Source organism: Roseibium aggregatum (genome assembly GCF_017309185.1).
Taxonomy (GTDB): domain Bacteria; phylum Pseudomonadota; class Alphaproteobacteria; order Rhizobiales; family Stappiaceae; genus Roseibium; species Roseibium aggregatum_B.
Window position 1 is genome coordinate 210,035 of the sequence record NZ_JAEKJZ010000001.1, and the last position, 21,430, is coordinate 231,464.

The following is a 21,430-nucleotide window of genomic DNA, read 5'->3' on the forward strand; positions in this document are numbered from 1 at the left end:
GATCCTTGCTATAGCCCGTTTGCCGGGGCTTCACAATCGCCGATCACTGATGCGCCAGCAGGCAGAGCTCCGCACGCAATTCGTCGATGCCCCGGTTCTTCTCCGAGGAGGTGGCGATGACGAGCGGATGGGCGGCGACACGTTTGGACAGCAAGGTCCCTGTTTCCGCGATCAGTTTTTTGAGCTGGGGCGGCTTGATCTTGTCGGATTTTGTCAGCACCACCTGATAGACCACGGCGGCCTTGTCGAGCAGGGCCATCGTTTCCAGATCGTTCTTCTTGATGCCGTGCCGGCTGTCGATGAGAAGAATGACCCGGCGCAGGTTGGGACGGCCCCTGAGATAGGAAAAGACCAGCGCGGTCCAGGCGTCGACCAGGTCTTTCGGCGCCTGCGCGTAGCCGTAGCCCGGCATGTCGACGATGGACAGCGGCGTATCGGGGGCGACGAAGAAATTCAGCATCTGTGTCCGGCCGGGGGTCGCCGAGGTGCGCGCAAGGCCCTTGCGCCCGGTCAGCGCGTTGATCAGGCTGGACTTGCCCACGTTGGACCGGCCCGCAAAGGCGATTTCGGTTCCGGCCGCGTCGGGCAGATTGGCCATGTCGGTGACGCTGGTCTGGAAATCCCAGGGGCGGCAGAACATCAGCCGCCCGGCTTCCAGCTCTTCGTCGGAATAGGTTTGATCGTCGCTCATGGACGCCTTTTAGAGCGTGTCGCGCGAAATTGAAAATGTCTTGCATCGCTTTTTACGTTGAAACCGCTGATTTCGGACGGCGAAAAGCGATTCCGATAAAACGCGATTGGCTTTCGCAATCGCCCGTTACAGGCCGCAAAGAGATGTCTCGAACGCCCTCGAAGGTGCGACGAAGCCCATGCCGCTTTTGATCAGCGTGCAGGCGAAGAGGGTGCGCACCGACCGCCCGTTGCCGTCCGCGAAGCCATGCGCGCGAATGTAGGCGCCATGAAGATAGCAGCCGATGTTGGCCCAATTGTTGTTGTAGTTGGGCATGCGTTGCGGCACGAAGACGAACTGCTGTTGCCCCGGAGTGCGAACGCGATGGTTTTCACCGGCGAGATGCGGCGGCAACGCTATTGTCGTTCGGAGACGCCGCGACTGACGCGAGGCGTATTCCTGAAGATAGGTTCCACCGGCGACACCGGTGTAGTTTTGTCCGATAGGGGTCGGGCGGAGGATGTCCATGTTGGCGGGCAGGGAGCCCACGACCCCCTTGTGGATGCGTTCGAGCGTGGCCACGTCGCGAAGGTCCAGGTCCCTGTTCAGGACGGTATCGATGCACCTTTGAACGCTGATCAGGATCGCCGTGCTGTTTTCGTCCATGGAGTTCGAGGCCTTGCAGATCCACTTCGCTGCCCTGGTTACGTCCGAGTCGGTGTCGAGCGCATAGTAGGTCTGAGGGTCTTTCTGGTTGCCCGGGTTGTTGAACAGCGAATGGGCTTCGTTGGCGAACGCCCGCATCAGCAGTTGGTCCAGGTGCTGGACCGAGTTCCGGATGCGTTGGCCTTCCATGTTCAGATAACCTGCGGTCACGGTTCTGAGATAAGTGAGCGTGGAGGGAACCATCTGGCTGAAATCGTTCCTGAATGCTCTCTTGGCTTCGCGTCCCCAGATCGTTGCGACGGTCATGTCCGCGCAGTCCTGATTGGTTTGCTGCATCAGGACCTGGTACTCCGGCAGTGTTTGCGCGAATTCAAGAAATTGCTTGGGAGTATATTTTACCCGGGCGTCCTGAGCTGTTCTTGTTCTTGAGGTAAAGCGATCAAAAAAACCCATGACAAGACTCCGTAAAAGGTGATGTCCCGTGTGTATTTCGGCCGGGAAAATGCCGGTGACCAACGGTGAAACCTGTTCGTATCCTGAACGGCCTTGTTGCCCGCTTCTGTCATGGGGAAGGTAATGGGATCTGCCGGGGCTGACGTGTGACGGACGGCACTGCGCGCGTACCCTGGGGAGACTCTCGCATCGGATTCGCGACAAGGTTTCAGGCGGTGTCTATCGGCCGCCGTTCTGGCCGGGCGACAGCGACAAACCAGGTTTTTATCCGTCGCCGCATCCCTGACCCTGGGGCGCAGATACCGGATCTCCGCCTCGCTGCGTCCGTGACGACGCAGGCGAAGGTTTGCAAAAGGACACCCCGGGACTGTGGGGAACCGGTTGCGTCCCATCTCGTGTTCTGCCGGGCTTATACCAACCGCAACTAACAGAAACCCATCTGATGGCACGTTCCGGTTTGCCTGCAAGGCGCGTTGCGCGGGACGGCCTGGTTGGCCGTTCAAGCTGCGCAACGCCGTCCGGCGGGCTGGAACGTGCCAAACTCGGTCAGATGAGTTCCTGTTAGTTGCGGGTGGTATTACGCCTTTTCGCGCAGTGACGCTCGGCACATGTTTCGTTCGGTTGCGTCCCTAAATTTCTGTTCAGACGCAGTCAACGAACAGAGTGGACAGGACAATGGCATTTCATCCGGAACTTACAGCGCTCATGCGTTGGGTTTGGAACAACAAGGACATGCTCATGCAAGCCGGCAAGGTCCAGCACCTGGCCAAGGGGATGACGCATATGCATCTTGGCGGTCTCAATGGACGCGCGGAGATCACCAACCAGGGCGTTAAGCTGATCTACAATCAATACAATGCCGTTCGCAAAAAAAGAAAATATTCGGTCGACATAGAAAAAGTAACTGACAAGTTTTTTGCAGACCTGGCGGGGAAGCTGGACTTGTCTAAAATGAGAATTCGACCGGATATCAGATTGCAGCTCGGATCGGAAGACGTAAGTGTAAACACCCTGGATGAAATTCAAAAGCGTGAAGACTATAGGGATCTGAAGGGCTGCTTCGTTCATTTTATCAAGATGAACATTCATGTGTCGGACCGCGTTTACATCAACCTCAGGCAGTCCATGCGAGGCGAGGCCTTCGCTAAAATTCTCACGAGAATCTGGGATATCGACGGTATCCAGAGTGCGAAGGTTTCCATGCCAGGCTTCGATGCCGCTGACTCCGCGGTCGTCTATTGCCGGGATCACAAGACGAAGGATGAAGTCCTCGAAGTGTTGCGCAGATATCAGAAGCGCCATTCTCTGCATTTCGGACACTCGGTCCCCAAAATGGTCCGGCAATATCCTGATCTGAGAGGCGTCGGCTTCGGCATGGAACCGCCTCGCATGATTCCGAAGCGATCGGCAAGCGGCAGGTTCACCGGCAGCAAGGGCGCGATGAGTTTCGGTTACTATCGGGCGCAGCTTCTCTATATCGCATTGGAACAGACCGAGTTTCCAGAAGAAAAAACAGCGCTGAACACTCATAGAATGGCGATGAATTTCACCAAACACGCAAACCCGGTGGCCGCGAATATCGCAGACGCCGACAGGCGGCACCAGGCCAGGGTGACGGAGCGGTGGCACGAGTTCACACAAAACGTTCTGGTTATATTCGAGCGAGCCGGTATTGACGTTGCCAAGCCCTACTACCAGCAGACCGTCCAATGGGACCCGGAAAAAGATGTGGTGATGGCTCCACCGCCTCCCAAGCCGTCCGCAGCTCCTGCCGCCGTTCATGCAAACGTCAAGAAGAAGGGTTTTTTCGGCCGATTTCGCAGGAATTGATGACACATATGCCGGTCCCGCTACCCCGATGGCGCGGGACCGGTCTTGTTTTCGGCAGCCTATTCGTCGAGACAGGCTTTCTCAAGCGCATCGAGATCCGCGCCGCGGATCGCGGAAAGATGCCGGGCAATCCGGTCGGCAGGCCAGTCCCACCAGGCGATCTCAAGAAGGCGCTCGATGGTTGTCTCGTCGAACCGCAACCGCACCACGCGTGCCGGATTGCCGACGACGACCGCGAAAGGCGGCACGTCCGACGCAACGACCGCGTGAGCGCCGACAATGGCCCCCGAACAGACCGTGACGCCGGGAAGGACGGTGGAATTGGTGCCGAACCAGACATCGTGCCCGACGACTGTATCGCCGCGCAGGTGATCGAAAATCGTTCCGGGTTCGAAGCCTTCTTCCCAGCCGTTTCCGAAAATGTGAAACGGATAGGTCGAGAACCCGGTCAGGGCATGGTTTGCGCCGTTCATGATGAAGGTCGTACCCTGCGCCAGGGCGCAGAACCTCCCGATTCTCAGCCGGTCGCCGACCGGTTCGAATTGATAGCGAACGTTGCGTGCCTCGAACTGCGAAGGGTCATCGAGATCGTTGTAATAGGTGTAGTCACCGACCTCTATATTCGGCCGGGTGATGACGTTCTTCAGGAAAACCGTATGCGGTTCGCCGTTGAACGGATGAAGCGTATCGGGAGACGGGCCGTGCATGGGACCTCCGGTAAACAAGCAAGAAACAAGGGAAGGGTGCGCATTCGTTGACGCGATCGACCTGCCGGTGAGCGGCTTCGCCTTGCGGTTCAGGTCTTGCTTTATCGGATCATCGGCCCATGAACTCCTGGAATGAAAAGGGCCCCGCCGGATTGGCGAGGCCCTGGTGTGTATCAGCTTATTTGGAACTTGTCAGCCCGATCATTTCTTGTCGTCCGGGGCCGGTTTCTTTCGCTTGAACAGCGCCCCGAGATTGTCCCAGAGCTCCACCTTGGCCCCCTGGCGGCGCATGATGATGTACTGCTGCGTAACCGAGAGCGTGTTGTTCCAGGCCCAGTAGATCACCAGCCCGGCCGGGAAGGAGGCCAGCATGAAGGTGAAGATGACCGGCATCCAGGTGAAGATCATCTGCTGGGTGGGGTCGGGCGGCGCCGGGTTCATCTTCATCTGGATGAACATGGTGATGCCCATGATCAGCGGCCAGACGCCAAGCATCAGCATCTGCGGCGGGTCCCAGGGGATCAGGCCGAACAGATTGAACAGCGAGGTCGGGTCGGGCGCCGACAGATCCTGGATCCAGCCGAAGAAGGGTGCGTGGCGCATCTCGATGGTGACGAACAGAACCTTGTAGAGCGAGAAGAACACCGGGATCTGGATCACGATCGGCAGACAGCCGGCCAGCGGGTTGATCTTCTCTTTCTTGTAAAGCTCCATCAGCGCCTGCTGCTGCTTTTGCCGGTCGTCCGCGTATTTCTCGCGGATCTCCGTCATTTGCGGCTGCACGAGCTTCATCTTGCTCATCGAGACATAGGACTTGTTCGCCAGCGGGAAGAAGATCAGCTTGACGATCACCGTTACGACCAGGATCGCGACGCCGAAATTGCCGAACAGGTGAAAGAAGTAGTCGATGGCAAAGAACATCGGCTTGGTCAGGAAGTAGAACCAGCCCCAGTCGATCAGGAGCTCGAACTGCTGGATGCCGAGGGCTTCCTCGTACCCGTCGAGGAGCTTGGTCTGCTTCGCGCCGGCGAAGAGGTAGGAACTGGTTTCGCCCGTTGCGCCGGCCGCCACCGTGACGCCGTCGCCGAGATAGTCGGCCTGGAAATTGCCGCTTGCCGCCGAGTAGCTGAAGCCGGGCTGGAACGGCTGACCCGGAACCGGGATCAGGGTCGAGGCCCAGTACTTGTCCGTGATGCCGAGCCAGCCCTGGTCGACCTTCGCGGGGCGGACGCTGCCTTCTTCTTCCAAGTCGGAGTAGTCGACCTCCTGAAGCCCTTCTTCGCCGAAGACCCCGAGGAGACCTTCATGCAGGATCCAGATGCCGGTTGTTTCGGGAACGCCGCGCCGGGCGATCAGGCCGTAGGGATAAAGCGTCACATCCTCGGAAGAGGCGTTTTCGACCGACTGGTCGACGGTGAACATGTAGTTCTCGTCAACCGAATAGGTGCGTTTGAAGGTAAAGCCCGCGCCGTTGTCCCAGGAAAGCGTCACGGGTGTTGCCGGGGTCAGCTGTTCCGCACCGTCCACGGACCAGACGGTCTCCGGCCCGGGAAGGGGCACATCCGTGCCGGGATCGGCGACCCACCCGTAATCGGTGTAGTAGGGGTTCGGGCTTCCCTTCGGCGAGAACAGAACGATGGTCGGGCTGCTCTTGTCGACGGTCTCGTGATAGTCCTTGAGGCGCAGGTCGTCGAGCCGTGCGCCGGTGAGGTTGAGCGACCCGGACAGAAGCGGTGTGTCAATGGAAACGCGCTCGCTTGCCGCCACGGCCTGCTTGCGGCTTTCGAAGGTGACGGCGCCTCCCGCAGCGAGCGAGGGCGCGGATGTGCCGGAAGCCGTGGAAGGCCGGGGGGCATCCGGGTTCGCGCCGCCGGCGGCCTGGCGGGCGGCCTCGGCGTCTTCCTGCTGCGCCTGAAGCTCTGCCTGTTGGCGCTCCAGTTGCGGTCCGGCGACAAAATACTGCCAGCCGAGCAGAACGATCAGGGACAGAACGATTGCGAGAATCGTGTTTCGGTTTTCAGAAATCAACTGGAATTACCCCTGTTTCCTGCGCGATGTCGGATGAGCCTGCCGAGTCCGGCCGCGCGCAATCGGTTTCCCGCGTGGCGTTTTCGGATCGAGCACTTGCGTCAGGCCAGACTTAAGGTCTGTGACAAGTTTTTGGAAGGGAAGAGTGAGCGCGCTGTCGCGTGCGATCAGCACGAAATCCGCATTTGGCGGAATATCCTCGGGCGCAAGCGCGCCAACCGCGGCCCTGAGCCGCCGTTTGATCCGGCTGCGCATTACCGAGTTGCCGGTCTTTTTGGTGACCGTGTAACCCATGCGCGCCGCCTCGCCACTTTCCCGCTTGAGGCCCTGAACGACAAAAGCGCGCCGACCCAGCCGGCCGCCTTTGGCGACCGCCAGGAACTCGGAGCGCTTCTTGAGAGTGTCCATTGCAGCGTATCGGGTGCTGGCAGACGCCGCACACCCGGCGCGCTGCGGGCTTTCGCCGATTAGGCGCTAAGGCTCTTGCGGCCCTTGGCGCGGCGGCGTGCGAGCACCTGACGGCCATTCTTGGTGGCCATGCGGGCGCGGAAGCCGTGGCGGCGCTTGCGGACGAGACGGCTCGGTTGATACGTACGCTTCATTGTTCTTCCCCACGCGGTTAACTGCGCGGCCCTTGTTCACTTTAAATTCTTTGGAGGAAGCACTCGAAGCGCCTGTTAAAAGCGCAGCTCAATCGGCCTTGGGTCCGAATGCATGTCCCGATCGGCGCGCTTATAAGGGGCATGCCGCTTCAAGTCAACGCCATCAGCCAAAGAAACTCCGCATCCGGCGGCCTCACGCACAGGTGATCGCGGCGCGCTCTGCCGTCACTTATCGGTGAAATCGGCTTCTTTTCATGAACGTTAAGATACATTTTTGTATCAACGCTAATGTGACGGACACGATTTAGCCGGATTTTACACAATCGGGAACAGCTATGCCGGGAGAAGAGGCCACAATCATGACCGAGCCGCAAAAGCGGGCCCCTTCCGGGGCGCCGACGGCCCGCCGCTCCCAGACCGGCCGGCTCGGAAAATGGCTTCCGCTGGCGGGGCTGGGCCTGCTCATGGTGCTGGCGTTCTCGCTTGGGCTTCACAGGGAACTGACGCTTTCGAACCTCATCATGCACCGTCAGGAACTGTCGGTCTTCGTCGACCGGAACATCGGCGTCGCCCTTCTGGTCTACCTCGCCGTCTACGCCCTGTCCGTGGCCTTGTCCTTCCCGGGTGCCTCCCTGCTGACGATCGCGGGCGGGTTCCTGTTCGGCTGGTTCGCGGGCGGTTCGGTAACCGTGTTCGGCGCGACCCTGGGTGCCTGCGCGGTCTTCCTCGCCGCGCGCTCCTCTCTGGGCGAAGTTCTGACGAAACGCGCCGGCCCCTTCCTCAACCGGCTCGGAGAGGGCTTTCGCAACGATGCCTTCAACTATCTGCTGTTCTTGAGGCTGACGCCCGTTTTTCCCTTCTGGCTGGTCAATATCGCGCCCGCCGTTTTCCGCGTGCCGCTGTCCACCTACACGGTGGCGACCCTTCTCGGCATTGTGCCCGGGACCTTTGCCTTCGCCTTTATAGGCTCCGGGCTCGACAGCGTGATCGCGGCCCAGGAGACCGCCAGCCCCGGATGCGCGGCGGCCGGAACCTGCAAGGTGGATGTGTCCGCGCTCGTCACGCCGCAAGTTCTCATTGCCTTTTTCGCGCTCGGGATCGTCAGCCTGATCCCGGTCGTCCTGAAAAAGATCCGCTCAAGATGAACCGCCCTTGAGTTTCCGTTTTCCTGTCCCTTCATGGAGCCTGCGACCTTGTCCGAAATGCTGACCCCGGATATTTGCGTGATCGGCGCCGGCTCCGGCGGCCTGTCGGTTGCCGCGGCTGCGGCCGCCTTCGGGGTCGATGTGGTCCTCGTTGAAAAGGGCCTGATGGGCGGCGATTGCCTCAACTTCGGCTGCGTGCCTTCAAAGGCGCTGCTTTCGGCCGCCAGGGCGGCCACCGGCGCGGCGGGAGCGCCGGCCTTCGGTGTCCTGTCCGAGGGCATGCGGGTTGACTTCGCCGCGGTGAGCGACCGTATCCGCGCTGTTATCGCCGCGATCGAACCGCACGATTCGCAGGAACGCTTCGAAGGGCTCGGCGTGACGGTTCTGCGCGAGACGGCGCGCTTTGCCGGACCTGACAGGGTTGTGGCAGGCGCCACGGAAATCAGGGCCCGCCGCTTCGTCGTGGCGACCGGGTCGCGGCCTTTCGTTCCGCCCGTGCCGGGCCTCGATGACGTTCCCTATCTGACCAACGAGACCGTGTTCGGCTTGCGACAGGCGCCCGAGCGCCTTGCGGTCATCGGCGGCGGACCCGTCGGTCTGGAGCTGGCGCAGGCCCACCGGCGGCTCGGGGCGGAGGTTGTGGTTCTCGAAGCCGGCAAGGTGCTTTCCAGGGACGATTCGGAGCTGTCGGCGATCCTGGTGCAGAACCTGAAGGCGGAGGGGATTGAGCTTTTCGAGGAAACCGCCGTCGAGCGGGTTGCGAAAAGCGGCGAGGGGATCGAGGTCTCGATCCGGTCCCGGTCCGGCGAGACGACGACGCTGACCGCAAGCCATCTGCTTGCCGCGTGCGGGCGGACGCCGAACGTGGAAGGACTGGGCCTTGAAGAGGCCGGTGTCGCCTTCGACGCGAGGGGCATAAAGGTCGACAGGGGGCTGCGTACGTCGAACCGGAGGATTTATGCCATTGGCGACGTCATCGGCGGGCTTCAGCTCACGCATGCGGCCGGCCATCAGGCCGGCCTCGTCATCCGTTCCATCCTGTTCCGCCTGCCTGTCGCGATGAACGGGACGATGGTGCCCTGGGTGACCTACACCGCGCCTGAAATCGGTCATATCGGTTTGAGCGAACGGGCGGCCGTTGAAAAATACGGCCACCGGGCGAGGGTGCTCCGGGCGGAGTATGCCGGCAACGATCGGGCGGTCGCCGAAGGCCGGACGGCTGGCCGCCTGAAACTCATCGCCGGGCCGCGCGGCAGGCTTCTCGGAGCGAGCATCGTCGGAGCGCAGGCCGGCGAGATCCTGAACCTTCTTTCGCTGGCCTTGTCGAAAAACATGACCATGAAGGACCTTGCGGGTTTTGTCGCACCTTACCCGACCTTCGGGGAGCTGGTGCGCAGGGCAGCAATTTCATACTATGCGGAAGCGCCGAAAAATGTTTGGGTACGCAGCGTAATCGGTCTGCTGCGCAAATTCGGCTGACGGTCCGGCTCACCGTGGAGCTTTCGGGAATTCAGGACGAGACGACATGAAGCATGAGGGCACGCCGCAAGGGGCGGCCGTCCCGTCGGTCGAAGGCGGCGGACTGGCCGAAGCGGGCGAACGGGCCATAGGCTACCGGTTGGGCGGACTGTCCGGCAAGCTGCTTCTGCTGACCGTCGTTTTCGTCATGCTGGCCGAAGTCCTGATCTATGTGCCGTCGGTTGCCAACTACCGCAACACCTGGCTGATGGACCGGCTGACGACCGCCGGCGTCGCCGCCTCCGTGCTGGCCGAGACCAGCACGATCGCTCCGCGTCTCCAGGAAGAACTGCTGCGCACCACCGGCGCCCTCGCGATCTCCCTCGACCAGGGCACCCGCCGCAGTCTGATCGCCATGAGCGACGTTCCGGGCGAGGTGGATATCGTCATCAACATGGCGGAGGTGACGCCGTGGTCGTCCATCGCCAGCACCTTCGAGATCCTGACCTATCGGGGCGATGGCGTCATGCGGGTGATCGGCGCCGGGCAGATGGGGCACACGGAACGGGTCGACGTAGTGCTGCCGGTGCGCCTCCTGCAGGCGGACATGCTGGCGTTTTCCGGCCGGATTCTCGCCCTGTCGCTGGTTATTTCCGTCATCACGGCGAGCCTGGTTTATATCACGCTCCGGGCGCTCTTCATCCGCCCCTTGCGCCGGTTGACCAGTTCCATGGACCGGTTCGCGGAAAATCCGGAGGACGCCTCGCGCATCGTGACGACGTCCGGCCGGCGCGACGAACTCGGCGAGGCGGAGCTCCGTCTGGCGGCGATGGAAGAAGCGCTTTCCAGGGCCTTGCAGCAGAAGCAGCGGCTGGCCGATCTCGGCCTGGCGGTCTCCAAGATCAACCATGACCTGCGCAATCTCCTGGCCTCGGCACAGCTCTTCCTGGAGCGCCTGGAGCATGTCCCCGATCCAACCGTCAACCGTCTGGCGCCGAAGATCCTGGCGACGCTGGACCGCGCTGTCGGTTATACCCAGGCGGTGATGTCTTACGGCAAGGCGCAGGAACGCGCCCCCCAGCGCCGCCTCCTGAACCTCCGCCGCGTCGCGGACGACGTTGCCGACGTACTGGGCCTTGCCGACCACGAGACCGTCAGTTTCGACAACAAGATACCGGACACCGTCGAGATCGACGCCGATCCGGAACAGATCTTCCGTGTCCTGCTCAATCTTGTGCGCAACGCCCTGCAGGCCCTCGACGCGGAAAAGGACGGCGCTCTGGTCAGACGGATCACGGTGGAGGCCAGCCGCGAGGGCGGATGCGTCACGATAGACGTCAGCGACACCGGCCCGGGAATACCCGCCAACATCAGGGGCGCCCTGTTCAAGGCCTTTCACAGCGGGTCGAAGCATGGCGGCGTCGGCCTCGGACTGGCGATTGTCGCCGAACTGCTGAAAGCCCATGGCGGAGGCATTCGCCTGGATGAAAGCAAGCCTGGCACCTGTTTCTGCCTCACGGTGCCGGACCGCACCGCTTGAGCGCACCCGCGTCGGCCGTTTGGCCCGTCGCCGTCTGGGGGGGGGCGTGAGCCGCAGGCCAAACGAAGCACAAATGGCGCCCCTGGGATGAAGACCCCGCGGCGCCTGCCGGAAGCCTGTGAACCTCGCCGTCGTACAGGCTTCTGGCCCGCAACAGCGAAAGCCGGAAAAATCAGGCTTCCGCCGGTTTGCAGACCATGCCGGAACCACTGGCTTTTACGGAAATCCGCGGCTCGTCGAGATATGTGACAGTTCCTTGAAAAAAACTTCAAAAAGTCCCTTGCATTCCCCGCCGGTCCGCAGTAGGTAAGCGCCCTGTCCGGAGCGCACATACCCGCTCCGCAGCGCCAAGACCGGCAGCCGAAGGATCAAGTCCCGGCAGCCAGATCTTCGCCTCTATAAGCACCGGTAGCTCAGCTGGATAGAGCACCAGACTACGAATCTGGGGGTCGGGGGTTCGAATCCTCCCCGGTGCGCCATTTCCCAAATGTCCAAAGAAAAACAGCGACCCACACCGTTTCCAGAAACGGGTTCAGTTCTGTAGCCGCCGGCAGCCATCGGCGAGCCAGCCTTTCAGGTTTCGCAAGTTTCGCAAATGGGCCATTTGCCCGGTGCCGTTGTACTCCGCCTCAAAGAGGCCGGTGGGCTGCCAAGTGCATTCGAAACAGGGCGTATCGAGCGGCGCAGTCGATTCCTCATTCGCGACGCAAACATGTCAGGCTCCAAATCCGTTCCGGTTAACATATTGATATGAAAGTGTGATCAAGCGACCGCGTTTCCAGTGCCGCGACTTGAACCTTCCATCCCGCGGGAGGGAAGGGATTTGCGAATTCTGATTTTCTTGATTTATATATGAGTTTAATACTCAAGATATCGGAGCTTCCCTGTGGCACGTATTGAGCCTCTGGATTTTCAACCCAGTACCTGTGGCAAGGCCACATTCGTGCGGCTGCCGGACCAGCCTGAAGGCACTCGCATCGACATTTTGAAGATTGCCCCGGGTATTACTCTGGCACGAAGTCAGTTTTCGGCCGATGCCGAGCATGTTGCCGACATCCTGCGGCGGGCCGATCAGGTGTTGCTGACCATCAACCTCTCCGGTTCCATGCGGCTGACGGATGCGGGCAGCGGTGAGAAGCATGTCATCTCCAAGAGCGAAGCCTGGGCGATCCGCCCGCGGGGAAAGATCATGCATCGCCGGGTCGACAAGGGTATTGGCTGTTCCAATCTGGTGATTGCCTTTGACATCGATGCCCTGGAGTCTGAGCTGCGGGACTGTGTCATGGCGGCATTCGATGACAGCAAGACCTTTGTGCGTCTGCAACTGCCGCTGCCTGAACACAGGACATTCTCGCAGCTGTTCGATGGACGGGAAGGACCGGCGACACTGGTGCGCAAACACGGCCAATGCCTGACATTGATCGGCCATGTGCTGGAAGAGCTGCTGTCCCGGCCGGATCCGTTGACCCGTTCCAGATCCTATGGACCGGACATTCTGGTCGAACGGGTCAAGGCGGTGCTCGGCGAACGGCTGGGTGAGACGGTGAGCCTGAGCGAGCTGGCGACCCTGTTCGGAACCAACCACGCAACCCTCAATCGGGTTTTTCACGACGAGACGGGGCAGACGGTTTTCGAGTGTCTGCGCGAACTGCGGCTGGAGGCGGCCCGAACCCGGATCGCGACCGGAAATGCGTCTCTGACGACGATTGCCTATGACTGTGGCTTTTCCAGTCCCAGCCATTTGAGCACTGCCTTCCGCAAGCGCTTCGGATTTTCCGCCAGCGCCTATCGCGAACAATTGCGTCTGGGTTTCGGCAAATAGAAGAGATTTTTACTCAGGTATAAGTCGGACACGGAAGGAGATGGCACGACGCCTCGCAAAGGAGATCGTTATGCCACGCCTCGCTTATCCAACCCTTCTTGGCTCCGCCGCGCTCTTGCCCCTGTTGGCCGCTCTGCCGAATGTGGCGCGCGCCGATGAGACCGAGACCGTTCTCGAGGTCATCGTGATTTCGCCCAATCTCTGGAAAGAGCAGTCTCAGAAAGCGACGGCCAGCGCGACGACCCTGACGAGCGACGACCTGCCGGCCGGCCCGTCGAGCGACCAAACGGAGATCGCCCGCCACAGCGCCAATGTGGTCTTCCAGAAATCGAACGCGGACGAAAGGCTTGTGGTTCGCGGTGTCACCGCCTTCGACAACGCGCTGGCCGATCCGGTCGGCTATTCGGTCAACGGCGTTTCGCTGCCGCTCGGCTCCATTCAGATGCCTGCGCTCTTCGCGATCGATCAGGTGACCTTGCTGAAGGGACCGCAGGGCACCCTTTACGGCCGCAATTCCGAAGCCGGTCTCGTCTCGGTTGAGACGATCGCTCCCGGGTCGCTGGGCGGGTGGCGGGCCGGTATCGGCACGTCCGCCTCCGCCGGCGCTGCCACGCCCATAGGGCTCAACGGCAATGTTCTGTTTTCTGACACTATTTCCGATACCCTCGCGCTGACCCTCGGGCTCGATTTCGAAAACTCTCCGGGAGTGATGCGGGATCCGGTTTCGGGAGCGGATGACGGCGGCGAGAACCGGCGGCTGACCTGGGCGGCCGGCCTGGCCTACGATCCCTCCGCCGACACGAATGTCACCTTCACCAGCGTCGGCAACAGAGAGGACATGAACAAGCGTCAGTTCCGTTACATCGACGGCCTTTATGCGACTGACCGGTTCGAGAACTCCTATAACGACGACGCATGGGAAGCACGTACGAGCACCGTCACCTCCTTGAAGGCAAGTCACGCATTCGAAGCGGTCGAACTCACTTCCATTACCGGCGCGACCACTTTCGACCGGGCTTTCGATCTCGATTTCGATACGAGCCTGCTGCCTTTGGGGCAGAGCCATCTGGATGTGCGCGACCGCATGATCTCGCAGGAGTTTCGTCTTATCAATCATCAAGGGACGGGAAGCCCCTTGAACTGGTCTTTGGGCGCTCATGCCTTTCATCAGAGCACTGACGCGGGCTTCGCCATCGACACGCAATCGTCCGAACGCCAGACTGCGATTAACCAGAACGGCGCGGCGCTTTTCGGCTTTGCCGAATATGCCCTGACGGACCGCTTGAGGTTCGGTGCGGGCACCCGGCTGGACTGGCAGGAAAGCGAGGCGACGCAGCGCTATGTCTCGGCCCTGGGGACGAGCACTTATGATGGTTCCCTGAGCACCTTCGCTATCCTTCCCAAGGCGACGCTCGCCTTCGATCTGAGCGAGAACGCCCTGGTTTATGCCAATGTCGCCCGTGGCTTCATGCCGGGTGGCTACAACTATGGCTTTGCCAATGACACAGACAGTCTCGTCTACGACCCGGAATACAGCTGGAGCGGAGAAATCGGCACGAAGATGGATCTTGCCGGAGACCGGGTGCAATTGAACCTGGCAGCTTTCTACACCTATATCGAAGACAAGCAGATCACCCAAACCATTCCCGGCGCTTCCCAGAGCATCTCCAATGCGGCGGAGGCCTATATCTATGGCGCCGAAGCGGAGCTTCGAGCGCGTATCGGCGCGGGCTGGAGCCTACGTGCGGCGGCCGGCCTGCAGCAAGCAACGGCGAGCGATCTGAAGACGACAGTCTACGACAGCGCGACCGCGACGCTGGTGGCGGCCGACTATTCCGGAAACGACCTGCCGCTGGCGCCGAATGTCAGCTACAGTCTGGGCCTTGCCTACGAGGGACAAAACGGCTGGTCCGGCAAGGTCAGCCTCAATGGCACCGGGAGCTATTATTTCGATCCGGCCAACAGCCTCGAGCAATCCGCCTTCGCCACTGTCGACGCCGAGATTTCCTACGCTTTCAACCGGAACAAAGTGACCCTTTGGGCGAGGAACCTGTTCGACACGCCCTACTATTCCAAGGCCAACAGCAGCGTGCTTGGAACCGTCGTAGAAGACGGTCAGCCCATCACCGTCGGTCTGAACTACCGGATAACATGGTAAGCGCATGATGTCGCCTGAAGAAACGGATGCCGCAACGCTGCTCTATCGCACGCTTGAAGGGCCGATTCGCTTTGCTCTGCTGGATTGGGCGTTCGAGGAACGGATCTTCGATCTGTGCGAGGAAACGGCGCAGGCGGATGCCTTGGCCGAAGAAACGGGGGGCGATCCAAAGAAGCTGCTGATTGCGCTCCGGGCGCTGGCCGCCGCCGGCTTTCTCGATCAGCAACAAGACGGTTTTCGCACGCCGCCCGCGCTTGCCTCGTTCGTCACGACGCACGGCACGCGCAGTCTTGTGGTGAACCTGCGGGCGATGGCGTCGCTGCGCCACGCCGGACTGTCCGACCTCTACGTACTCCTGCGACCGCAGCAGGACGGTGCCGCGCCCCGTCCGCCCCTGTTCGATGCGGCGCATTGGGATCGCACCTACAATTCGCTGAGTTCGTTCCATAAAGGCGTGTTCGGCGACGTTATGGAGACCGCCCTTGTCCAATTGCCTGAATGGACGCATGTCAAGCGGGTCCTGGACGTCGGCGCCGGCTCGACGGTCCTCGCAAGCCGGCTGATACGCGCCGATCCGGAGAAACACGTCACCCTCTTCGATCTGCCGCCGGTGGCCGAGCGCCTCAAGGCTGCCCTGCCGAAGGACGAGACCCGGATCGACGTTGTCCCGGGCAACTACAACGAGACGTTGCCGACGGGCCCCTTCGACCTCATCCTGTGCTCTTTGACGCTGTATTTTCGAAACGAGAGCCTCGACCGTCTCCTCGCGCGGCTGGCGAACTCGTTGGCGCCGGGCGGTCTATTCGTCAGTTTACACGAGGCACTAGAGGCCGGGCGCAGTCAGCCGTCAGAGCATGTCCTTGGCCGAATGACCGCCGCCCTGCGCCATGGAGACGTCTCCTTCCAGCGGGGCGAGATCGCCGCGGCCATGGAAAAAGCAGGCCTGACGCGGATCAACTCCCGTGAAATCGCTACCCCATTTGGCCGGTTTCAATTCGAAACAGGCCGCAGGAAAGACCCCCATGACTAGATTTGTTCTTACAGGTCTCGCTGGTTTGCTGTGCTTCTGCGCCGCTGCCTCGGTCTCCATTGCCGCAAGTAACCGGTCAACCGTCGTTGAACAACACGTGCTGCTCTCCGGCCCCCCGGTCTGGGAAACGGCACCACTCCTGGCCCTCGTTGCCGACCAGCCGCTGAAGGACAAAGGCATTGTGTTTACCTTTCAGGCGTGGAAGTCGCCGGCGGAGCTGCGACAGCTGCTCATGGGCGACAAGCCCGTCCTGGCCGTCGCTCCGAGCCTGATGGCGGCAGTGCTGCACGCGCGCAATATTCCCTTCGCGCTGGTGGCCGGCGAAATCACCGACGGCAGTGTCAAGCTGATCGGCAAGGGCGCGTCACTTGAACGCCTCTCGGACCTGCAAGGGACAACGCTGGCCCTGCCTTTCAAGGGAAACTTTCCCGACCTGCTTTTGAAACGGCTCGATTCCGGCGACACACCGTCCTTTCGTCCGCTCTACACCGGCAACTACATGGCGTCCATGCAGATGCTGATCGCCGGCAAGGCAGGCGCGGCGCTGCTGGTGGAGCCATTGGCAACGATGGTCACGGGCAAGGCCCCGGATCTGCACGTGATTGCAGACACCTGTGTCTTGTGGAAGGCGGAGACCGGGCTCTCGCACTGTCCGGTTGCCGGTGCGCTTTTGGCCAATCCGGTGCTGGCGGCGGACAAGACGCAGTTCCATCTGGTCAGGGACGCGCATCGTCAGGCCTTTGAGGCGCTGGCCGTCTCGAAGACGCGCCCGGCGGAGCTTCTGTCCGGGCAGTTTGCCGAGTTGCCGCGGGCGGCCGCGGTCGCAGGCTTTGTGGAGATCCGCCCCCGTCTCCTGCCCATGCCGGGCAACAGGAGCGCGCTCGAAGGGTTCCTGAAGGCGATCGCATCGGTGTCGCCAGAGGCTGTCGGCGGAGTGATGCCCGATGCGGACTTCTATGGAAACCCGGCTGAATGACAGTGCGCCCAGTGCTTCGCCAACGCTTGTGTAATGGCCTTGGCGTCGGCGCTCTCCTGCTTGTCTGGCAGTATCTCTCCACCGTGTTGCATCCGGTCATCCTGCCGAGACCTTCGGCGACACTTGGGGCGCTGGTTGACCTTCTCTTTTCCGGATCGTTCCTGCTGGATGTGGTGTTGCCCAGCCTGACCCGCGCGGTCTCAGGGCTTTGCCTGGCGCTGGCGATCGGTTGCTCGGCCGGTGCGCTGGCGGGATACAGCCAGACGGTCGAAGCGGTGCTGGCGCCGCTGAAACACCTGCTCCTGGGGCTGCCGGCCTCGATCCTGATCGTTCTGCTGATCCTCTGGCTCAACGGTGGCAACCGGCTCGTCATCTGCGCCGTCACCGTCATGCTGGTGCCGCTGTTTTATCTGGCGCTGCTCGACGGAGTCCGAGGGTTGGATCGTTCGCTTGGCGAGATGGCGCAGGTTTTCCGCATCCCGCTGTGGCGCCGGCTGACCCGGATCTACTCTCCCGCCCTGTGGCATGCCCTTCGTCCGGCTTTGCGGCTTGCGATTGCCACCAGCCTGCGGGTCACGCTGTTGACCGAGGTACTGGCCGGCAGCGACGGCCTGGGACAGACGGTCCTGCTCGCGCAGACCTATCTGGAGACCGAGCGTCTCTTCGCGCTCGTGCTTCTGATCCTCGCTCTCATCGTAGGGATCGAGAGGCTATTTAATCTCCTCTTGCGGATAGGGAGGTCCTCATGATGCTGTTTGAGGCCGCTCATGTCACCTTGCGGTTCGACGGGGCGGCACAACCGGTCCTGCACGATTTTTCGTGGAGCCTCGGGAAGGGCGAAAGCTGGTGGGTGAGCGGGGCGAGCGGCTGCGGCAAGACGACTTTGCTGCGGCTGATCGCTGGTCTTCTCGCACCGACCGGCGGGCGGGTCGAACGTCACGCCCGGCGTGTCGGCGTGGCCTTTTCGGACATACGCCTGGTGCCGCATCTTGATCTTGTTGCAAACCTTGCGCTTGTTAGGCCGGATCTGCGGCGGAACCCGGCTTTGCAGCAACGTCTCGAGGAAGATCTGCTGTTCCTGGGCCTGGACGCGGTCCGGCATCTTCCCGCCCGGGATTTGTCCAAGGGACAGCAGCAGCGGGCCGCGCTCCTCAGGGCGCTTGTCATCGTGCCCGACTTGCTTTTGCTCGACGAAGCGGCCAGCGGCCTTGATGACGACAATTGGCGCAATGCCCGGGAGCTTGTCCGGCGCTACCGCGAAAAAGATCCGTTCGCACTGGTCGAAGTGAGCCACAATCCCCAGCGCCTTCTTGGCAAGTCCGGGGTCTGCAATTGTCTTCCGCTAAGCTCCGCTCCTGAGGCGTCGTCAGGAGAGCATGTGTCTGCAGGCCCGTAGCTTTGAATTGCACCTGGTTTGCCGAAGGCCATTTGGTGGCTGGAACTCAAGCGGCACGTGCCGACTTTATCGCTTCAACCATAGCTTTCGCCAACGTCTTCGGAGCTTGGGCGGAAAACTGTATGGAACGATGGGATACGGGAAGATCAGGGAAGCCATCCACGTTGGTCAGTATGGTTAAACCTTCACTCACGCATGACTGAGGCAACAGCCCGACCGCGAGACCGGATCGAAGAGCAGCTTTCAAACTCGAGAAGCTGCCGCTTCGAAAGGCGATGCAATGGTCTCGTCCCGCCTTTCGGAGAACGTCGGCGGGCAAATCTTGCCAATAGCAGGACCGGTCGAGGACAGCCAAAGGCACTGGCGCGTTTTGCGACCAGACTGACCCCTCACGTGCAACCCAGACAATCGGTTCGCTGCCCAGGGGCTCACCCCCCGGATCATCCAGACCTGAGCACACGGCAACATCCAGATCTCCAGCTTGAATGGCCCTGGAATATCCTGACGTGCAGCCTGAGCGGGCCAACACCTGCACGCCCGGACGGCTTTGTGAGAACTCTGACAAGATACGCTCCAGCACACCCTCATCGAAATCATCCGGCAACCCCACGCGGATAGTCCCCGTCAGAGGTTCAAGAAAAAGATCTGCGGCATCCCTGATGGCAGAAAGGATCGGTACGGCGCGCGATAACAGAGCTTCTCCAGCTGACGTGAGTGCCATGCCTCGAGCACTTCGGACGAACAGGGATGTCTCCAAGCTCTCTTCCAGCTTTCGCAGTTGAACGCTGATTGCGGATTGGGTTCGCCCCAAACGCTGCGCGGCTACGGTCAGGTTCCCGCATTCCGCGATGGTCGAGAAGGTATGAAGCAGGGAGGGATCAATCGGAAGGCGTTCGATTTTATTCATGGAAGTCATCGTATTAATTCGTTTTTTCTGAAGCAACTCCAGACCTACGCTCGTCGGTAAATCAAGTTGCCGAGGAATAGGAATGGACACCACGCAAGCAGGGGTACTGATCGTCATTGGCCTTCTGGGGGGCTTGTGGAATGCTGTGGCCGGCGGTGCTACGCTTTTCACCTTCCCGGCTCTGATGGCTGCGGGATTACCGCCGGTCGTGGCGAATGCGACGAACTACCTTGCCCTGCTGCCGTCCAATGCGGCTGCATTGCCGGCCTATCGGGAAGAACTGCAAGATCTCGGGAAACAGCTGCTGCCCCTTTTGCTCGTTTCGGGCCTTGGCGCGATCACCGGCTCGGTTCTGCTGCTCGTCTCCGATCCGGCAGTTTTTGTCACCCTCATTCCCTTTCTGATCCTTTTTGCAACGGGTCTCTTTGCATTTGGAGACGCTTTGCGATCCTGGCTTCTCAGGAGCGCGGGAGACAATGGCGGTCATTTGGCCGTTTACTCGGCTCTTTTTGTCTCCTCGATTTATGGCGGTTATTTCGGTGCCGGTCTCGGTATCATTCTGCTCGCAATCGCCCAGCTGATGGGGTTCTCCGATTTTCACGTCGCCAACAGCGTCAAGAACCTCCTGGCATCGAGCTTCACGCTCTTGAGCGTTGCGGTCTTCGGGGTTGGTGGGCTGATCGCGTGGCCTCAGGCCATTGCCATGATGGTGGGTAGCGTAATCGGAGGTTATGCCGGCGGCCGTTTGGCGAAGCGCGTAAACGCGCGATACCTGCGCGGCGCCGTGATCGTTTTTGGTCTCGTTCTGACGCTGGTTTACTTCCTGCGGGCCTTCGGCAACTAGTCTTTGCAGCAATCGCGACAGCGAGCATTGCTGCGGTTGCAGCGAAAGCCCGTGCCGTCCGCAGATCAGGCGTTTAGGAAGCGAATTGGCAGCGCGTTATTGCGGACAAAACACCGTGGCCGCACCCCGTCGCTGTTGAGACTCCATGGCATCGAGTTGCGCGAAACGCGGGTTTGAAAAGCGCACGCGGGACGCGGAAGACGTCAGTTTGGCGCCGGACCGTTCAAGCATCGGCTCGGTGAAGTTTGTCAACGGCCTGACGCCGCCCGGGTCGGGCGGCGTTTTTCTTGGGTTTCAGCCGATCCGGCGGATTGTTACGCCCCCTGAAACGGGCGTGCGCCGATCAGAGTCAGGCGTCTTTCCGGTTTCTGAAAAGGGCCAGACCGCCAAGCGCGCCGAGCAGGAGCACGCCTCCGGCCGGCAGCGGCACGGCTGTCGCCTGAACGTCCCAATAGACATTTTCTTTCGGGCTGTACTGGCCGTCGATCGGATTGATCTGGAAGGTCACAAGGCCCGTCAGGACACCCAGATCGAGAGATCCGACGAGACCGGAGAAGAAGTTTGCGACACCGCCGATTATGATGTTGCCGTCGACCGGGGTTCCTTCCGCCGCCTGCCAGTTGAACACCACGTTGTACCCGCTGCCGAAATCCATCGACCAGCCGTCGATGTAGGTGGTGGAGCTCGAATGCAGAACGCCGCCGTACAGCTGTGTGTCGCCCGTGAGCGTCAGGATCGGATTGCCGGTCGCTGTGCTGAAGTCGCCGAGGACATCGTTAGGGGCGGGGGCGGTCCCGATTATGCCCGGCCCGCCACCTTCGTAAATGACACCGGACACTGAAACTGCGGCTGCCTCTTCCACGGAAAAGCTCGCAAAGGCGGCAGCGGCACCTGCGAGTACGACATTACGGAGTCTCATGACACACTCCCCTCACACTCTAAACACGCAAACGTAAGGACATTTTGGTTGAAAAAGATCTCGAAACATCAAAATCCGCCCATTACGTAACGAAATATTAACATGATGACGTTCGTCGAAAAACAGGAATCTTCCAAACATCTAGGTCATCCTTAACAAGCGCGAAGACGAGTGTTCGCCGCCAGGTGTGTTTTGGGGAGGTGAGAACCGTCCAAGGTCTGTCATTGTTTTCGACGGGCCCGGCCAGGCGCGTTTTTTCTTTGTTGACGCATGGGGAGT

Annotated in this window: 19 protein-coding genes and 1 tRNA gene; 12 read left to right on the forward strand and 8 right to left on the reverse strand. The window is 60.9% G+C overall.

The window, feature by feature from the left end:
* Positions 1 to 43 precede the first annotated feature (43 nt).
* The gene (yihA, locus tag JF539_RS01010; protein ID WP_207138276.1) at positions 44 to 691 is read right to left on the reverse strand and encodes a ribosome biogenesis GTP-binding protein YihA/YsxC; all 648 of its coding nucleotides are present in this window, start codon (positions 689 to 691) and stop codon (positions 44 to 46) included.
* Between the two features lie 126 nt (positions 692 to 817).
* Positions 818 to 1,672: a Fic family protein gene (locus JF539_RS01015; RefSeq protein WP_207138278.1), complete on the reverse strand. Its 855-nt coding sequence runs from the start codon at positions 1,670 to 1,672 to the stop codon at positions 818 to 820.
* A 792-nt stretch (positions 1,673 to 2,464) separates the two neighbouring features.
* On the opposite strand from JF539_RS01015, the gene JF539_RS01020 reads away from it, so the two are divergent.
* A complete protein-coding gene (locus tag JF539_RS01020; RefSeq protein WP_207138280.1) occupies positions 2,465 to 3,619 on the forward strand; it encodes a hypothetical protein in 1,155 nt (384 codons plus the stop codon).
* A gap of 59 nt (positions 3,620 to 3,678) precedes the next feature.
* Here JF539_RS01020 and JF539_RS01025 read toward each other — a convergent pair whose 3' ends face one another.
* The 4 genes from JF539_RS01025 to rpmH all read right to left on the reverse strand — a co-directional run bounded on the left by JF539_RS01025 (position 3,679) and on the right by rpmH (position 6,956).
* Complete coding sequence (locus JF539_RS01025; RefSeq protein ID WP_207138282.1) at positions 3,679 to 4,326, reverse strand: CatB-related O-acetyltransferase; 648 nt, start codon at positions 4,324 to 4,326, stop codon at positions 3,679 to 3,681.
* Between the two features lie 201 nt (positions 4,327 to 4,527).
* Entirely contained in the window at positions 4,528 to 6,351 is a 1,824-nt protein-coding gene (yidC, locus tag JF539_RS01030) for a membrane protein insertase YidC (RefSeq protein WP_207140753.1), read from the reverse strand.
* A gap of 9 nt (positions 6,352 to 6,360) precedes the next feature.
* Positions 6,361 to 6,762 (reverse strand): ribonuclease P protein component, encoded by a 402-nt coding sequence (rnpA, locus tag JF539_RS01035; protein ID WP_207138284.1) that lies wholly within the window; start codon positions 6,760 to 6,762, stop codon positions 6,361 to 6,363.
* Positions 6,763 to 6,821: 59 nt separating this feature from the next.
* Positions 6,822 to 6,956, reverse strand: coding sequence for a 50S ribosomal protein L34 (gene rpmH / locus JF539_RS01040; RefSeq protein WP_006934271.1), 135 nt, complete (start codon positions 6,954 to 6,956; stop codon positions 6,822 to 6,824).
* A gap of 359 nt (positions 6,957 to 7,315) precedes the next feature.
* On the opposite strand from rpmH, the gene JF539_RS01045 reads away from it, so the two are divergent.
* From JF539_RS01045 to JF539_RS01090, 10 genes are all read left to right on the forward strand, one after another.
* Positions 7,316 to 8,101 carry a TVP38/TMEM64 family protein gene (locus tag JF539_RS01045; RefSeq protein WP_209016948.1) on the forward strand — a complete coding sequence of 262 codons (786 nt, stop codon included), beginning with the start codon at positions 7,316 to 7,318 and terminating at the stop codon, positions 8,099 to 8,101.
* Positions 8,102 to 8,149: 48 nt separating this feature from the next.
* Entirely contained in the window at positions 8,150 to 9,580 is a 1,431-nt protein-coding gene (locus tag JF539_RS01050) for a dihydrolipoyl dehydrogenase family protein (RefSeq protein WP_207138288.1), read from the forward strand.
* 46 nt (positions 9,581 to 9,626) lie between these two features.
* A complete protein-coding gene (locus JF539_RS01055; RefSeq protein ID WP_207138289.1) occupies positions 9,627 to 11,099 on the forward strand; it encodes a sensor histidine kinase in 1,473 nt (490 codons plus the stop codon).
* Between the two features lie 402 nt (positions 11,100 to 11,501).
* Positions 11,502 to 11,578 (forward strand) — tRNA-Arg (locus tag JF539_RS01060).
* 407 nt (positions 11,579 to 11,985) lie between these two features.
* On the forward strand, positions 11,986 to 12,921 hold the full coding sequence (locus tag JF539_RS27955; protein ID WP_207138292.1) for an AraC family transcriptional regulator: 936 nt from the start codon (positions 11,986 to 11,988) through the stop codon (positions 12,919 to 12,921).
* A 70-nt stretch (positions 12,922 to 12,991) separates the two neighbouring features.
* Positions 12,992 to 15,079, forward strand: a complete 2,088-nt coding sequence (locus JF539_RS01070; RefSeq protein WP_207138294.1) for a TonB-dependent receptor — start codon at positions 12,992 to 12,994, stop codon at positions 15,077 to 15,079.
* Positions 15,080 to 15,083: 4 nt separating this feature from the next.
* Complete coding sequence (locus JF539_RS01075) at positions 15,084 to 16,109, forward strand: class I SAM-dependent methyltransferase (protein ID WP_209016949.1); 1,026 nt, start codon at positions 15,084 to 15,086, stop codon at positions 16,107 to 16,109.
* Positions 16,102 to 17,085, forward strand: coding sequence for an ABC transporter substrate-binding protein (locus tag JF539_RS01080; protein WP_207138296.1), 984 nt, complete (start codon positions 16,102 to 16,104; stop codon positions 17,083 to 17,085). Before JF539_RS01075 ends, JF539_RS01080 begins: the two co-directional genes overlap by 8 nt.
* Positions 17,082 to 17,834, forward strand: coding sequence for an ABC transporter permease (locus tag JF539_RS01085; protein ID WP_207138298.1), 753 nt, complete (start codon positions 17,082 to 17,084; stop codon positions 17,832 to 17,834). Before JF539_RS01080 ends, JF539_RS01085 begins: the two co-directional genes overlap by 4 nt.
* On the forward strand, positions 17,831 to 18,481 hold the full coding sequence (locus JF539_RS01090) for an ATP-binding cassette domain-containing protein (RefSeq protein WP_207138305.1): 651 nt from the start codon (positions 17,831 to 17,833) through the stop codon (positions 18,479 to 18,481). The genes JF539_RS01085 and JF539_RS01090 overlap by 4 nt, the downstream gene beginning before the upstream one ends.
* Before the next feature lie 46 nt (positions 18,482 to 18,527).
* Here JF539_RS01090 and JF539_RS01095 read toward each other — a convergent pair whose 3' ends face one another.
* A complete protein-coding gene (locus tag JF539_RS01095) occupies positions 18,528 to 19,505 on the reverse strand; it encodes a LysR family transcriptional regulator (RefSeq protein WP_207138307.1) in 978 nt (325 codons plus the stop codon).
* Between JF539_RS01095 and JF539_RS01100 the strand changes: the two genes are divergently transcribed.
* Complete coding sequence (locus tag JF539_RS01100) at positions 19,471 to 20,232, forward strand: sulfite exporter TauE/SafE family protein (protein WP_207138309.1); 762 nt, start codon at positions 19,471 to 19,473, stop codon at positions 20,230 to 20,232. The genes JF539_RS01095 and JF539_RS01100 overlap by 35 nt on opposite strands.
* Before the next feature lie 349 nt (positions 20,233 to 20,581).
* Here JF539_RS01100 and JF539_RS01105 read toward each other — a convergent pair whose 3' ends face one another.
* Positions 20,582 to 21,151, reverse strand: a complete 570-nt coding sequence (locus tag JF539_RS01105; RefSeq protein WP_207138312.1) for a VPLPA-CTERM sorting domain-containing protein — start codon at positions 21,149 to 21,151, stop codon at positions 20,582 to 20,584.
* Positions 21,152 to 21,430: the final 279 nt, after the last annotated feature.

Bases quoted from the DNA above. Each gene is read 5' to 3' on its own strand.
- yihA (WP_207138276.1), bottom strand. From the start codon at position 691: ATGAGCGACGATCAAACCTATTCCGACGAAGAGCTGGAAGCCGGGCGG.
- JF539_RS01015 (WP_207138278.1), bottom strand. From the start codon at position 1,672: ATGCAGCAAACCAATCAGGACTGCGCGGACATGACCGTCGCAACGATC.
- JF539_RS01020 (WP_207138280.1), top strand. From the start codon at position 2,465: ATGGCATTTCATCCGGAACTTACAGCGCTCATGCGTTGGGTTTGGAAC.
- JF539_RS01025 (WP_207138282.1), bottom strand. From the start codon at position 4,326: ATGCACGGCCCGTCTCCCGATACGCTTCATCCGTTCAACGGCGAACCG.
- rnpA (WP_207138284.1), bottom strand. From the start codon at position 6,762: ATGGACACTCTCAAGAAGCGCTCCGAGTTCCTGGCGGTCGCCAAAGGC.
- rpmH (WP_006934271.1), bottom strand. From the start codon at position 6,956: ATGAAGCGTACGTATCAACCGAGCCGTCTCGTCCGCAAGCGCCGCCAC.
- JF539_RS01045 (WP_209016948.1), top strand. From the start codon at position 7,316: ATGACCGAGCCGCAAAAGCGGGCCCCTTCCGGGGCGCCGACGGCCCGC.
- JF539_RS01055 (WP_207138289.1), top strand. From the start codon at position 9,627: ATGAAGCATGAGGGCACGCCGCAAGGGGCGGCCGTCCCGTCGGTCGAA.
- JF539_RS01070 (WP_207138294.1), top strand. From the start codon at position 12,992: ATGCCACGCCTCGCTTATCCAACCCTTCTTGGCTCCGCCGCGCTCTTG.
- JF539_RS01075 (WP_209016949.1), top strand. From the start codon at position 15,084: ATGATGTCGCCTGAAGAAACGGATGCCGCAACGCTGCTCTATCGCACG.
- JF539_RS01080 (WP_207138296.1), top strand. From the start codon at position 16,102: ATGACTAGATTTGTTCTTACAGGTCTCGCTGGTTTGCTGTGCTTCTGC.
- JF539_RS01085 (WP_207138298.1), top strand. From the start codon at position 17,082: ATGACAGTGCGCCCAGTGCTTCGCCAACGCTTGTGTAATGGCCTTGGC.
- JF539_RS01090 (WP_207138305.1), top strand. From the start codon at position 17,831: ATGATGCTGTTTGAGGCCGCTCATGTCACCTTGCGGTTCGACGGGGCG.
- JF539_RS01100 (WP_207138309.1), top strand. From the start codon at position 19,471: ATGGACACCACGCAAGCAGGGGTACTGATCGTCATTGGCCTTCTGGGG.
- JF539_RS01095 (WP_207138307.1), bottom strand. From the start codon at position 19,505: ATGACGATCAGTACCCCTGCTTGCGTGGTGTCCATTCCTATTCCTCGG.
- JF539_RS01105 (WP_207138312.1), bottom strand. From the start codon at position 21,151: ATGAGACTCCGTAATGTCGTACTCGCAGGTGCCGCTGCCGCCTTTGCG.